Raw genomic sequence first — 13,831 nt, 5'->3', positions numbered from 1 at the left:
TCAGCCGTCGCCGCGCTGAACCGCGACCACCGGGATCACGCGGGTGGTCTTTGCGCGGTAGTCGCCGAAGGCGGGCATCAGCTCGACCATCCGGTCATAGAGTTCGTCGCGTTCCGCGCCGGTCACGAATTCCGCCGCGGCATGGAACTTCTCGGTGCCGACCTCGACGGTGAGCTCGGGTTTCGCGCGCAGATTGTGATACCAGGCGGGATGCCGGTCGGCGCCGCCGTTGGACGCGACGAGCACCATGCGGTCACCGTCGGGCAGGTAGACCAGCGGGTTGGTGACCTGCCGTCCGCTCTTGGCCCCGGTGGTGGTGATCAAAACCATGTTGGTCCTACCCTCGAACATGCCGCCGACGCGGCCGCCGTTGGCGCGGAATTCCTCGATCACCTGTGCGTTGAAATCGCTCATCTCGGTCCTGTCCGGTCGCGGTTGCCTCACGGCCAACCTGGGGTCGGCCGCGGAAATTCCGCCCGGCTCAGTTCAGCGCGTCGAGCAGCTCCGTCTTGCCGAACATGGTGGCCGCGTCGCGGGCCGACGGGGTGCCCGCGTCCGGGTCGGCGCCCGCCGCGACCAGCAGGCGGACGATCTCGTCCTCGCCCTTGAACACCGCGCCCGCCAGCGGCGTCTGGCCCTTGTCGTTGGCCCGGTTGGGGTCGGCGCCGCGCACCAGAAGCATCGCGACCGCGTCGCGGTGGCCGTGGTAGGCGGCGAGCATGACGAGGGTGTCGCCGTTGTCGTTGGTGAGGTCCGCGGGTACTCCGGCGTCGACGTAAGCGGCCAGCGCGTCGGCGTCGCCGTGACGCGCCAGGTCGAAGACCTTGCCCGCCAGTTCGATCACTTTGTCCGCATCGGAATCGTCTGGGCTCACCACCTCTTCCTACCAGGTTCGGCGGTTTCGCCGTGGCAACCTCGGGTACCGCGCCAGCAGATCACGCCGGAACCACGACACCAAGGAGGCGAGTTCGATGCCGGTATGCGATACCTGCGGCAACGACTACGAGAAGACGTTCACGGTCACCCGAAACGGCTCGTCGGCGACATTCGACAGCTTCGAATGCGCGGTCAGCGCGCTGGCGCCGATCTGCGAGCACTGCTCGTGCCGGATTCTCGGTCACGGCGTGCAGGCGGGCGAGCAGATCTACTGCTGCGCGCACTGCGCACACCAGGCAGGTCACCGGGCTCTCGTCGACCACATCTGAGGCACTCGGCGTGGCGCGGCGCGGGCCGGAGACGGCCCGCGCTCAGCCGGCGTCCATCGCGGCGCGCACCGCGCGTAGATCCGCGACGAAGCCCTTGTAGGCCGTGTCGCGATCGGGTGCGCGCAGCACCGCAGACGGGTGCACCGTCGCGACGACCCGGTAGTCGTCGGAGAACACCACGTTGCCGCGCTCCTCGCTCACCTTGAACGAGGGGCCGAGCACCGCCTTGGCGGCGACCGCGCCGAGGCACACCACGAGTTCCGGGTGTATCGCGTCCAGTTCGGCGGTCAGCCACGGCGTGCAGGCGACCACCTCGGTGCGTCCCGGCGTCTTGTGGATCCGGCGCTTGCCGCGTTCCTCGAACTTGAAGTGTTTGACCGCGTTCGTCACGTAGACGGTGTCGCGGTCGATGCCGACTTCCTCGAGCGCTTTGTCCAGCAACCGGCCCGCGGGACCGACGAAGGGGTGTCCCTCGATGTCCTCGCGGTCGCCGGGCTGTTCGCCGACCACGAAGACGGACGCGTTCGCGGGTCCTTCGCCGAACACGGTCTGCGTCGCGTCGTGGTACAGCTCGCAGCCGTGGCAACCGCACGAGGCCGCGCGCAGCGTTTCCAGGTCCGCGCCCGCGGGGACGAATTCCTCGGCGCCCTTGGCTTTTCCGGCACCCATCACCGGCTCCTTCCGCCGACGATCAGCTACCTGTGCGGGCTACCCGCGCCCGCCTCACCGAAACCGAGCGGCTCCTCGGGCAACGCGCAGCCCTCCAGGGTGGCGGCGGCCAGTTCGGCGACCACGTCGGCGACGTCACCGCCCGCGCGGAAGGCGCGCAGCTGACGCGTCGCGCCGTTGCCGCGCTCGAGCACCGCGGCGATGGTGTCGGCGACGAACTCGCGATCACCGAGTTCCTTCAGGGCGGGCTCGACGTGTTCCACCAGTTCGCCGAGCAGCTCGCGGGCGGGCAGCACGCGCCCATCCATCGGCGCGACCGCGTCGCCGTCGATGCCGCTTCGCGCCGCTTTCCAATAGGCCGCGCGCAGCATCTCCGCGGCGACGGCAGGGGCCGTCCTGCCCTCGTCCAGCGACTGACGCGCCATGATCACCGTCGCGCGCACCAGCGTGGCGAGCAGCGTGGTCTCGGCCACCGTCGCGGGCACATCGCTGACCCGGATCTCCACGGTCGGATAGGTGATCGACCGGCGCACGTCCCAATAGACCATCTTCTCGTCGAGCATGATGCCGCTGGACAGCATCATCGCGACCAGATCGTCGTAGTCGTCGGCGCAATGGAAGTACGGCGGCGGCCCCGCGCTCGGCCAGCGACGCCACAGGATGTTGCGCCAGCTCTTGTACCCGGTCTCGACGCCGCGGTAGATCGCGGAATTGGCGGTCAGCGCGAGAAACAGCGGAAGCCACGGCCGCAGGTAGTTGCTCACCTGCACGGCGGTCTCGCGATCGGGTACGGCCACGTGGACATGGCAGCCGCACAGACCCTGCTCGTGGGCGAGCATTCCGAAACCGTCGGCGATGCGGCGATAGCGCGGAGTATCGGTGACGGGGTAGTGGAGCGGGACCGTCGGCGGGATCGCCACGGCGAGCAGGCGGGCGTCGTTCATCTCGGCGCAGGAGGCGACGCCGCGGCGCAGATCGCGCAGCTGCTGGGCGAGGTCGCCGGTGCGGGTGTGAACGCCGGTGTTGGTCTCGATCTGGCAGCGCGTCAGCTCCAGCTGTAGGTCGAGACCGAGATCCTCGGCGGTCCGGGCGACCGCGTCGTTCTTGGCGGTAGGAGCACCCGTGCGCGGATCGGCGAGGAGGAATTCCTCCTCGACCCCGACCGTAGACGAGTCCACGTCCATGTGGGTAGGTTACCGCGCTGACCTGAGGCTATGCCTCGAGCTCGAGCTAATTCGGGCAGCGGCCCCGGTAGAATCGGACCAGACGGTCTAGCGTCGGCCGTGCCTGCTCTCGGCCTGCGCGACCACGGGAGAGTGGGTGATGAGCGCACGCGACGGTCTCGGCCCGCGGCGGTTGCCGCACAGCACTCGGGTGCTGGTGATCACGGCCGTGCTGTTGCTGGCCGCCTTGATCGTCGTTCCGCGCTTGGTCGGCGCGTACGTCAGCTGGATGTGGTTCGGGGAGGTCGGTTTTCGCGGCGTCTGGCTCACCGTGCTGCTCACCCGGCTCGCGCTGTTCGTCCTCGTCGCGCTGCTGATCGGCGGCGCGTTGTTCGGGGCGATGTGGCTGGCGTACCGATTTCGTCCGCTCGTGCTGCCCGACACGGGGGACGAGGACGTCCTGCGTCCCTATCGCACCGCCGTGCTGCGACGGCCGCGGCTGTTCGGGCTCGGCATCGCCGCCGCGCTGGGCCTGCTGTGCGGTCTGATCGGACAGTCGGGCTGGGTGACGGTTCAGCTGTTCATCCACGGCGGGTCCTTCGGGCTCTCGGATCCCGAGTTCGGCCACGACGTCGGCTTCTACGTCTTCGATCTGCCGTTCTACCGGCTGCTGGTCAACTGGCTGTTCGTCGCGACGGTCCTCGCGTTCCTGGCCTGCCTGGCAGCGCACTACCTGTTCGGCGGCCTACTCCTTTCCGGGAAGGCGAGCGGGTTGAGCCACGCGGCTCGCGTCCAACTCGCGGTGCTGGCAGGCACATTCATCACCCTCAAGGCGGCCGCCTACTGGCTCGACCGCTACTCGCTGCTGTCCACCCGGAGCAAGGAGCCGACCTTCGCCGGTCCCGGCTACACCGACATCAACGCGGTGCTTCCCGCCCGGCTGATCCTCTTCGCGATCGCGGTCATCTGCGCGGTGGCGGTCTTCGCCGCCGTCGTGGTCCGGGACCTGCGCATCCCGGCGATGGCCGCCGCGCTGCTGCTGTTGTCATCGATTCTGGTCGGCGCGGTCTGGCCGCTGTTGGTCGAGCAGCTCTCGGTCCGCCCGAACGCCGCCGATATGGAGCGCGTCTACATCGAACGCAACATCACGGCCACCCGGCAGGCGTACGCGATCGGCGGCGACCACGTCGAATACCGTGACTACCCGGGAATCGGCACCAAACCGCCGCCGGAGGTGCCCGCGGACGTGACCACGATCGCCAACGCGCGCCTGCTGGATCCGAACGTCCTCTCGCGAACCTTCACCCAGCAGCAACAGCTGAAGAACTTCTACAGCTTCCCCGCGCATCTCGACCTCGATCGCTACCGCATCGACGGGGAACTGCGCGATTACGTGGTGGCCGCCCGCGAGCTGACGCCGAACGCGCTGAGCGGCAACCAGCGGCACTGGGTCAACCGGCACACCGTCTACACGCACGGAAACGGATTCGTCGCCGCGCCCGCCAATCGCGTCAACGCCGCGGTGCGCGAGGCCGCGGGCGACGCCGCGAGCAGCAATAGCGGATACCCGATCTACACGGTGAGCGACATCGCCTCCCAATCCTCCGGGCAGCAGGTGATTCCGGTCGATCAGCCGCGCATCTACTTCGGCGAAGTGATCGCCGAGTCGGACCCGGACTACGCCATCGTCGGCGGCGGCGCCGAACCCCGCGAATACGACACCGACGCGACGAAATACACCTACACCGGCTCCGGCGGCGTGCCGATCGGTAACTGGTTCAACCGGATGGCCTTCACCATCTTCTACACCGAACGAAACATCATCTTCTCCAAGGCGATCGGCGATGATTCCAAGATCATCTTCAACCGGGACCCGCGCCATCGCGTCGAACTCGTCGCGCCCTGGTTGACGACCGACCACAACCCATATCCCGCGGTCGTGAACGGGCGAATCGTCTGGATCGTCGACGCCTACACCACCATCGACGGCTACCCCTACGCCAAGCACACCTCACTCGACATGCTCGAGCCGCCCGGCGAGACCGGTGGGCGATCGCACGACATCTCCTACCTGCGGAACTCGATCAAGGCCACCGTCGACGCCTACGACGGCACCGTCACCCTGTATCAGGTCGACCAGGACGACCCGGTGCTCGCCGCGTGGATGAAGGTCTTCCCCGGCACGGTCGAACCCGAGGAGTCGATCACCGACGAGTTGCGGGCGCACTTCCGCTACCCAGAGGACCAGTTCAAGATCCAACGCGAGATGCTGGCCAAGTATCACGTGGACGAGCCGCGAGAGTTCTTCACCACCAATGCTTTCTGGTCGGTGCCCAGCGATCCCACCGTCGAGACCAACCCGCACCAACCCCCGTTCTACGTCCTCGTCGGCGACCCGGGCAGCGCCGAGCCGACGTTCCGGCTCGCCACCGCGATGGTCGGATTCAACAGGGAATTCCTCTCCGCCTATGTCTCCGCGGACTCCGATCCGGAGAACTACGGCAAGATCACCGTCCTGCAACTGCCCACCGACACCCTCACCCAGGGTCCGCAGCAGATCCAGAACTCGATGATCTCCGACACCAGGGTCGCCTCCGAGCGGACGCTGCTGGAGCGCTCGAACCGGATCCAGTACGGCAACCTGCTGACCCTGCCGATCGCCGACGGCGGTGTGCTCTATGTCGAACCGCTGTTCACCGAGCGAATATCCAACGCGCCCAACGGATCTACGTTCCCGCAGCTTGCGCGGGTGCTCGTCAGCTATCGGGAGCCAGGCACCGGCGGCGTCCTCGTCGGTTACGCCCCGACCATCGCCGAGGCGCTCGTCCAAGTCTTCGGTCCCGAAACGGGTCGGCTCGCCACCGCACCCGGCGGTGGTCCCGCGGCGCCGCCGCCACCGGGGCAGCAGCCGCTCCCGGCGCCACCGCCGCAGGCACAGGCCCCGCCACCGGTGGATCAGGCGCGGCTCGCCGAGCTCAACGCGCAGATCGACGCCATGCGCGAAGCCCTCGACCGGCTCCAGCGGGAGCTGAACGAACTCGGCATTCCCGGTCGATAGTCGTTGTCGCCGAAAGGCATTCGTCAGTTCTTGCGATACACCAGCGGCAGGTCGTCGGGCCGCGCGTCGACGCGCGTATCGAACCCGCGGCTGATCTCCCGGATGGTCTCGCACAGCCACCGTGCCTCGTCGGGTTCGGCCGTTTCCAGGCGCATGCGCCGCATCCGCAGCGGAATCATGCGCAGCCGTACCGCTCCGGAATCCAGATCGACGAGAAACAGCAGGCGCAGGTCGGTGCGATAGCTCTCGTGACCGTGGATGCCTTCGTAGTCGTCGACGACATCGCCGCACCCGTACAGAATCGGTTTGCCGCGGTAGAACTCGATGGGCCGCGGATGGTGCGCCGAATGTCCGTGCACCACATCGACTCCCGCGTCGATCAGCCGGTGCGCGAAGCGTTGTTCGCTCGGCGTCACACGGTAGCCCCAGTTGGGTCCCCAGTGGATCGAGACGATCGCGACGTCCTGATCGCCGGTGGCGGCCAGTACCACGGCGGCCACCGCGTCGGCGGCGGTGGCGCTCGGCGTCTCGCCGATCCGCCACAGGCCGAGCCGATCATGACGCGCCGCCCAGTATTCCGGAACCCCGCTCGAACCCGCGGCGACCGAGACGATCACCGCCCGGCTGCCGTCGCCGAGCTCCGCGGTCGCCGGGGCGCGGGCGCCGTCGAGATCCGATCCCGCGCCGGCGTGGTCGATGCCCGCGGCATCGAGGGTGTCGAGGGTGTCGGTCAGCCCGTGCGCACCGAAATCGAGCACATGATTGTTGGCCAGGGCGCAGACGACCGGCGCGATGGCGGTCAACACGGGAATGTTGTCCGGCCGCATCCGATAGTGGATGCCCTTGGCGGGTGCGAACGTTCCGTCGGCGGTGATGGCGGTCTCGAGGTTGATCAGTCGGGCGTCGGCTTGCGCGAGCAGTGGCAGCGCGTCGCCCCATGGCCGCCGGAAATCCACCGGAAGGTCGAAGACGCCGTTCGCCTCCTCGGCCAGCTCGACATACATCCGCGCGTCGCGCACATACCGTTCGCGCAGCAGCGGGTCGCCGGGATGCGGCAGGATCTGATCCACCCCGCGGCCCAGCATGACATCGCCGCCGAGCAGCACCGTCGGCATACCACCATTGTCGATCACCGAGCGCCGGTCCGGGGACGACAATGGTCGTATGACCGCCGGTGTCGAACTGCGCGTCTACGCCGAGCTGAACGACTTCCTGCACCCGGACCTCCGGTACACGGCGCAGCGGCGCCCGATGCGTCCGCACCAGACCGTGAAGGACATCGTGGAAGCCGCGGGCGTTCCGCACACCGAGATCGATCTGATGCTGGTGAACGGCGTTTCCGTCGACTTCGGCCACCACCCGCGCCCCGGCGATCGGCTCGCGGTGTACCCGATGTTCGAGACGCTGGACGTCGGGCCGCTGACCCGGGTGCGCGCCCGCCCGCTACGCGATCCGCGCTTCGTCGTCGACGTCAACCTCGGCGGGCTGGCGCGACTCATGCGCTTGATGGGACTCGACGCCCGCTGTGAATGGGACGCCGACGACGCCGCCCTCGCCGAGATCGCGGCCGCCGAACATCGCATCCTGCTCACCCGCGACCGCGGACTGCTGGCGCGGCGCGCCGTCACCCACGGCGTCTTCGTGCACGCGGATCGTCCGTTCGAGCAGATCGTCGAGCTGATCCGCCGACTGGATCTGACCGATCGGCTCGCGCCGTTCAGTCGCTGCCTGCGCTGCGGCGGCCTCCTCGCCGACGTCGCCAAGAGGGACGTCATCGACCGGCTCGAACCACTAACCCGCCGCTACTACGACACCTTCCGCCAGTGCGCGGACTGCGGCCGCGTCTACTGGCCAGGCTCACATCAGCGTCGGCTCGACGACATGGTCGCCCGAATACGCGCCGCGAGTGGATGAGGTCACGTGCCGCTCACCTGTTGCGCGAGGAACATGTAGCTCTTCTCCTCGACGCGCTGCCGGATGCGCCAGCTTCCGTCGACGCGGGCGAAGGTGTCGAGGTACCAGAGCCCGCACAGCATGAGACTCTGCGCGCCGTCCTCGCCCGCGACGAGCATCGGGTTGTGGCACATGGTGCGTGCCGTCGCGGTGTCGCCGTTCACCGTGATGGAGGAGTTGCTCACCAGGTGCTGGAAGGCGGGGAAGTTCGGCATGACGGCGGCGAGGAACTGCTTGGTGGAAACCAGATCGCCCGCGGGCCCGCCCATGGCCGTGTAATCGATGTGGGCGTCGGCGGTGAAGATCTCGTCGAGCAGGTCCCACTGCCGCGTGTCGACGGCGTGCGAGTACCGGACCATCAGGTCCTCGATCTCGAGCCGGTCCGAAATCTCCTGCAATGACAGCATGGGTGCCTCCGAAGCTCCGATACGGCGGGCGTCGCCCCACACTAGAACACGTTCCTGCGCCGCGCCGGAAATCCCGCACCCGCAAAGCCATTCGCGCTGGACGCGTCGAACTGCTACGACGGTTGGTCGGCGCCGTCCGGACCGGGGGAGTACGGCGAAACGATCGCGGGGCTCCAGGTGAAGGGTGGTGAGTCGGAAGCGGGCGTTCCAGCGGCCGCCGCAAGGGGTTCGTTGTTACCGGTGAGCCGGTGGACGGTTCGTTCGAGCGCAGGCAAAATCTCGGTGATAGCCAGATCCTCGTTGGCGAAGCGACCGACGAGGGCATAGACCATGTTGCTCAGGACCAGCCCCACGTCCGCGATGTAGTCGGCGTCGATCCCGGTGAAGAGAACGGTCGCGGCGGGCAGGACGGCGTCGAAGCCTTGGGTGTCCAGCCGCTGACCGCCGGGGCCGGACCGCGCGCGGTAATAGGCCGTCAGCATCCGAGGGTTGCGTTCCCACGGCTCGAACACGTACCGGACCAACCGCAGCAGACCGTCGGCCAGCGACTCGTTCTCCTGCGGCGGCGCCAGTTCGGTGTAGATGTTGGTGGCCATCCACTGTTCGACCGCGGCGAGGATCAGCTCGTCCCGTGTCGGATACAGCTTGTAGACCGTGGCCAGCGAGACGTGCGCCTGCTTCGCGACAGCGCGCAGTTGAACCGCGTCGTAACCGTCGGAGTCGAGCAGCGAGAGCACGGTGTCGATGATCTTGGTTGCCGTCTCGGTCTCACCAGTCCTTGCCACCCGCCAACCGTAATCCAGTCGTCGGATGACCGCGGGCGCCGCACCGCCGAGCCGTCGCGAAGGGCGGCTCGGCGAACACGATCAGATGCGCGTTCCCACGTCGCGTGCGACGAGATTGTCCAGCGCCCTTTCGGCGACCGCGGCGATGGTCATCGAGGGATTGCAGGCCGCGGTGTTGCCCGGCATCAGCGCACCGTCGAGGACGTAGAGCCCCGGCTGGTCGTGCACCCGGCCGTCCAGATCGCAGACCGCGCCCATGCTCGCACCGCCGAGCGGGTGCCAGGTCGAGGGGAACAGCGCGTTGGTGTCGAGCAGCATGCCGTCGGGCCCGGCGATCTCGTGCACGGCGGGACCGATGTGGCTGTCCTGGATGGCGCGGTCGCCGTGCTCCGGCCAGTGCAGGATCGCGTCGTCGCGGGCGGCGTCGTAGGTGAACGCGCCGCGTCCGTCGCTGACGCCGTAGCCGACCAGCATCGTGCTGGCGGGATCGAGCGAGAGCGGCGGGATGGACGCCTGGATCACGGTGTAGGCGGCCCGCGGATCCGTCCAGTTCTTGCTGCCGTAGATCACCGGACCGCCTTGCGGCGCACCGAATTCCGCGGAGGGATCGGTCCAGACGTAGATGCGGTCGGCGTTGGTGCCCCAGCCCTGACCGAGTCCGTCCGGCAGATCGGGGATCAGACCCTTCGCGCCGGCGCGGACCAGCAATCGCGTGGTGTTGAGACTGCCGGCGGCCATGATCAACGCGCGCGTGGTGAGGATCTTGTTCTCGACCACCGCGCCGCTGGTGTCCAAGCGCTGCACGTGCACCGTCCAACGACCGTCTGGTGCGCGCTCGACATCGGTGACCTCGTGCAGCGTTTCGACCCGCACCAATCCGGTGGCTTCGGCGGCGGCGATGTAGGTGACGTCGACGGAGTGCTTTCCGCCGTTGTTCACGCCCATGGCGCCGTCGCCGTTGGTGTAGGACGCCTTCATCTCCCCGCGCAGCTCGGCGAGCGCGAAATCCCAATCGATCGGCATCGGGATCTTCGACAGCGGCATTCCCGCCCGGCGCACCCGATCGGCGAAGACGCGCGCTGCCCGATAGTTCTCGGTCGCGATCAACTCGTCGGGCGCTTCGGCCAGGCCGAGCATCCTCGCCACCCGCGGGTAGTGCACCCGGTTCATGGTCGCCCAGTCCAGCTCCTGCGGAAAATGCGTGTCGAACACCGCTTCCGCGGGTTGCAGCGACATGCCCTGGTAGACCAGCGACCCGCCGCCGACCCCCGCCGCGCACAGCGCCGTCATGTTCACCCCCGGCACCGCCTCGACCAGGCCGGTGTAGGGCTCGAACAGCAATGGCGCACCGAAGAGGTTCGGGCTCGACCGGCACCACAGCAACCGCTTGTCCGGGGAGGAAGCGCGCGGGAACGTCTCGGCGTTCGGGCCGGTGGGCCAGCGCAATCCGCGCTCGAGCACCGTCACCGGCACGCCCGCTTCCGCCAGGCGCAGTGCGCTGACTCCGCCGCCGAAGCCGGAGCCGACCACCACGACGCGATGCTCTTCGTAGGTCAGCGGGACGGAGTTGACCCGCGCGGCGACCGGAGCGGGCGCACCGATCGAGCGGACACCGAACAATACGGCGCCCGCCGCAGCGGCGCCGGTCAACATCGACCGGCGCGAGATAGCAGTCATCACAGGACCTTCGTCGGGATCGTCGTGCCACGCCCAGGGACACCGATGTCTCTGGGCGCCGGGAGAATTCAGTCGATGGTGCAGCCGGACACGGGCTTGTCGGCGAGGCGATCGAGGAGGTAGGTGATCGCGTTGTCGGGGCCGAAGCCGTCGATGAGCTCCGGTCCGAAGTGATTGGGGATCGTGGCGCCAGGGAAGATCGGGGGCAGGTCGTTGGTGCGGAACGTGACGGTGGCGCCCTTGGCGCACCAGTCCTCGGCGAGTTGGCGGGCCTGGTTGTAGGGGACGGTGTCGTCGTTGAGGCCGCTGGTGATCAGGACCGGCGTGGCGGGCTTCATGGTGCCGACGCGCAGATCGCTCAGGGCGGGACCCGCTTCCGGGATCGCGTGCAGGTGTTCGGTGAGCGATCGGCCGTCGATCGTCATCGAGTTGGTCCGCAGGAACGGGTGATGGGTGATGACGTCGCCGATGCACGAGGTGCTGAGCGTGTCCAGCATGGCGCGTCCGGCGGGGCTGGTCACCCGGTCGACCGCCGTGTGCAGGTCGGGGTAGCGGGCGAGCATGCCGTTGATGGCGAAGCCGATGGCGCCGCCGATCAGCGCGCCGTCGATGCGCTCGAGAATCTTCGCCAGATCCGCGACGGGACCGCCGGCCCATGTCCCCTTGAGGTTCAGTTCCGGCGCGTAGCTCGGCTGCATCTCCGCCGCCGCGGCCGCCGCGCCGCCACCCTGCGAGTAACCCCAGAACACGACGGGGGTTTCCGGTCCGACGCCCGCCAGATGGTTGGCCGCCCGGGCGCCGTCGAGCAGGGCGTGCGCGCCCTCGATGCGATTGGCGAAGGTATGAATACCGGGCGTGCCGAGGCCGATGTAGTCGGTCACCAAGACCCGGGCGCCCAGCGAGCTCCACACCGCCGACGACGGGAGTTCCTGATTCGCCGACAGTCCCGGCGAGGGATCGGTGAACAGCGCCATTCCGGTCGAGAACGCCACCGACATCGCGCACCGGTCGGCTTGGCCCGAGGTGCCCGGACCGATGACCACCGTCGGGCGCGGTCCTGGACCCTGCCACGGGCCGGTGGCGTCGATGAACGTTCCGGTCACCGCGACCGGCGACCCGTCCTGGAACCGCGTGGTGTACATGACGTGCTGCGCCTGGCCCGGCCATCCCTCGAGGGTCGGCGCGGTCGCGAACAGCGGCATCGGCTGGGTCTTGATGATCGAGCCCGGTTCCGCCGGGATCTGCGCCGGTGGTGTGTAGAAGGCGCTGACCTCGTCGGCCGCCGCTTCCGTGACGTCCACCCCGACCCCCGCCACCGCCGTGGCGCAGGCAACGGCCACCGCCGCCGCCATCCTGGCGGACCGCGATAGCGACCGCCTTCCGTGCACTCGCTGCATCGAAAACTCTCCGTGAAGTTCACCCCCGACGCCGTCGCCGGAGTGTCCTGTGTCGCACGGCGCCGAATGCATGACACCCGTCACAGCGCAACGGGCGGTAGAGTAACATGGTTACCGAGAGGTTTGGGACCTTCCGGTGTGGGATTCGATTCCGGGCCCGCTGAGGCGTGGCAGGATTCGCCGCACGCCGTGCAGAGTCGCGTCAACCGCAACAGAACGGGTTGTCGCACGGATCGCCGACTTCGCTGCCGTATGCGACGAAGCGCCGGATCGGCGCCACGACCTTCTCGGCTGTCACAGAGTCCAGCAGGGGAGTGGACTCGCCAAGGCGTGGTCGCCATGCCGATGGCGCGTCGTCGACGTCCAAACGCCGCGCGCCGTCGACGAAGAGCGTCCAGAGCGGGTGATCGGGAAACCCGTTGAGCCGCAGGACCCACCACGAGCCGTCCACGACCGCGGCAACGGGGAACTTCGCGTTCCCGGTCCGTCGCCACTGCGGTCGGGCATTCAGCTCGGGGCGCGTCATCCCTTCAGTCTGCTCGACCGAACCTGGCCATCGCAGCGGCGCCGAAGACCGGACGTGAAACGCCGCCGCCACCCCATGCGCTCGGGTGCGGCGGCGTGAATCCGGCCGGATCAGACGCGATTCGGCTGCCAGGTCGTCACGGCCCAGATCACCACGACGTCGAGCGCGATCACCAGTACCGACCACCACGGGTAGTAGGGGAGCCACAGGAAGTTTCCGAGGAGGGACAAGCCCGCGAGGATCACCGCGACCACCCTGGCCCAGCCCGCGCCTGCCATCAATCCGAGCGAGGCGAGCACCAAGAGGATGCCGAGGATCAGATGCACCCAGCCCCAGCCGGTCGTGTTGAACTGATAGATGTACTCGGGCCCGGCCACGTAGATCTCGTCTTTGGCGATCGCGGAGATTCCCTGCAGGATCGACACGATGCCGGTGATCATCAGCAGGAATGCCGCGCCGATCGACGTCCCGGCCGCGACGGCCTGGCTGACGGGGTAGTCGTTGGTTTCGGTTGGCCTGGTCATGGTTCACACCTCCGCTGGTTCGTGGATTCGCGATTCACTCGGCTCCCCGTGCCCGCCGGAGCGGTAGGGGTGCCTCGACTGGTTCCGGTCGAGCGATCCGGGTTTCCTCGGAGCTCTCGCCGGACGGCGCCGCGTACGGCGATCCAGGTGGTGTGCGAAGAGTATGAGCGGGACGGTTTTTCGCATATCCCGAACGCTTCCCCAGAAGCGCGGAAACGCATACGAATTCGAGCTGGCAAGCAGCCCGCGAATCCTGCGCCTTCCGCGTCCGTGGAGGACGACTCGCTTGGCCAGGCGGCTCCTTGTGAATTTCGGCGACTAGGGCTCGAGTTTCCTCGGACATCCCCTCGGTCGATGCGGTAATAGGCCCATCGATAACGGGATCACACACGCCATTGTGTGTGATCCAGACCACAATATCATCAGCAATTCCACCGGACGGTGTCGGTCCGATTTCGCGCACCTTC

14 protein-coding genes are annotated in these 13,831 nt (G+C 68.0%); 3 read left to right on the top strand and 11 right to left on the bottom strand.

Annotated features, from left to right (window positions below):
* Positions 1–414, bottom strand: coding sequence for a nitroreductase family deazaflavin-dependent oxidoreductase (locus tag ABZV58_RS19515; RefSeq protein WP_355001533.1), 414 nt, complete (start codon positions 412–414; stop codon positions 1–3).
* A 67-nt stretch (positions 415–481) separates the two neighbouring features.
* Positions 482–877 (bottom strand): ankyrin repeat domain-containing protein, encoded by a 396-nt coding sequence (locus tag ABZV58_RS19510; protein ID WP_355001532.1) that lies wholly within the window; start codon positions 875–877, stop codon positions 482–484.
* A 94-nt stretch (positions 878–971) separates the two neighbouring features.
* Here ABZV58_RS19510 and ABZV58_RS19505 point away from each other — a divergent pair, with 94 nt between their 5' ends.
* Positions 972–1,205 (top strand): hypothetical protein, encoded by a 234-nt coding sequence (locus ABZV58_RS19505; RefSeq protein ID WP_355001531.1) that lies wholly within the window; start codon positions 972–974, stop codon positions 1,203–1,205.
* Between the two features lie 42 nt (positions 1,206–1,247).
* Here ABZV58_RS19505 and ABZV58_RS19500 read toward each other — a convergent pair whose 3' ends face one another.
* A complete protein-coding gene (locus ABZV58_RS19500; protein WP_355001530.1) occupies positions 1,248–1,874 on the bottom strand; it encodes a UdgX family uracil-DNA binding protein in 627 nt (208 codons plus the stop codon).
* A 26-nt stretch (positions 1,875–1,900) separates the two neighbouring features.
* A complete protein-coding gene (locus ABZV58_RS19495; RefSeq protein WP_355001529.1) occupies positions 1,901–3,058 on the bottom strand; it encodes a glutamate--cysteine ligase in 1,158 nt (385 codons plus the stop codon).
* A gap of 139 nt (positions 3,059–3,197) precedes the next feature.
* Between ABZV58_RS19495 and ABZV58_RS19490 the strand changes: the two genes are divergently transcribed.
* A complete protein-coding gene (locus ABZV58_RS19490) occupies positions 3,198–6,095 on the top strand; it encodes a UPF0182 family protein (protein WP_355001528.1) in 2,898 nt (965 codons plus the stop codon).
* A 23-nt stretch (positions 6,096–6,118) separates the two neighbouring features.
* Here the strand turns inward: ABZV58_RS19490 and ABZV58_RS19485 are convergent, their stop codons facing one another.
* Positions 6,119–7,210 (bottom strand): CapA family protein, encoded by a 1,092-nt coding sequence (locus ABZV58_RS19485; RefSeq protein WP_355001527.1) that lies wholly within the window; start codon positions 7,208–7,210, stop codon positions 6,119–6,121.
* A gap of 49 nt (positions 7,211–7,259) precedes the next feature.
* On the opposite strand from ABZV58_RS19485, the gene ABZV58_RS19480 reads away from it, so the two are divergent.
* Positions 7,260–8,009, top strand: a complete 750-nt coding sequence (locus ABZV58_RS19480) for a Mut7-C RNAse domain-containing protein (RefSeq protein ID WP_355001526.1) — start codon at positions 7,260–7,262, stop codon at positions 8,007–8,009.
* 2 nt (positions 8,010–8,011) lie between these two features.
* On the opposite strand, the gene ABZV58_RS19475 is transcribed toward ABZV58_RS19480, so the two are convergent.
* The 6 genes from ABZV58_RS19475 to ABZV58_RS19450 form a co-directional block, all read right to left on the bottom strand.
* Entirely contained in the window at positions 8,012–8,455 is a 444-nt protein-coding gene (locus ABZV58_RS19475) for a nuclear transport factor 2 family protein (protein WP_355001525.1), read from the bottom strand.
* A 113-nt stretch (positions 8,456–8,568) separates the two neighbouring features.
* On the bottom strand, positions 8,569–9,240 hold the full coding sequence (locus tag ABZV58_RS19470) for a TetR family transcriptional regulator (RefSeq protein WP_355001524.1): 672 nt from the start codon (positions 9,238–9,240) through the stop codon (positions 8,569–8,571).
* Between the two features lie 81 nt (positions 9,241–9,321).
* Positions 9,322–10,917 carry a GMC oxidoreductase gene (locus ABZV58_RS19465; protein WP_355001523.1) on the bottom strand — a complete coding sequence of 532 codons (1,596 nt, stop codon included), beginning with the start codon at positions 10,915–10,917 and terminating at the stop codon, positions 9,322–9,324.
* 68 nt (positions 10,918–10,985) lie between these two features.
* Positions 10,986–12,257 carry a lipase family protein gene (locus tag ABZV58_RS19460; protein WP_355001522.1) on the bottom strand — a complete coding sequence of 424 codons (1,272 nt, stop codon included), beginning with the start codon at positions 12,255–12,257 and terminating at the stop codon, positions 10,986–10,988.
* A gap of 259 nt (positions 12,258–12,516) precedes the next feature.
* On the bottom strand, positions 12,517–12,840 hold the full coding sequence (locus tag ABZV58_RS19455) for a hypothetical protein (protein ID WP_355001521.1): 324 nt from the start codon (positions 12,838–12,840) through the stop codon (positions 12,517–12,519).
* Positions 12,841–12,950: 110 nt separating this feature from the next.
* The gene (locus tag ABZV58_RS19450) at positions 12,951–13,364 is read right to left on the bottom strand and encodes a hypothetical protein (protein WP_355001520.1); all 414 of its coding nucleotides are present in this window, start codon (positions 13,362–13,364) and stop codon (positions 12,951–12,953) included.
* Positions 13,365–13,831 lie beyond the last annotated feature (467 nt).

It is taken from the genome of Nocardia sp. NPDC004654 (assembly GCF_040609595.1).
Classification (GTDB): Bacteria; Actinomycetota; Actinomycetes; order Mycobacteriales; family Mycobacteriaceae; genus Nocardia.
The sequence above is the reverse complement of the archived record's forward strand: the minus strand, read 5'-3'. Positions and strand labels throughout refer to the sequence as shown.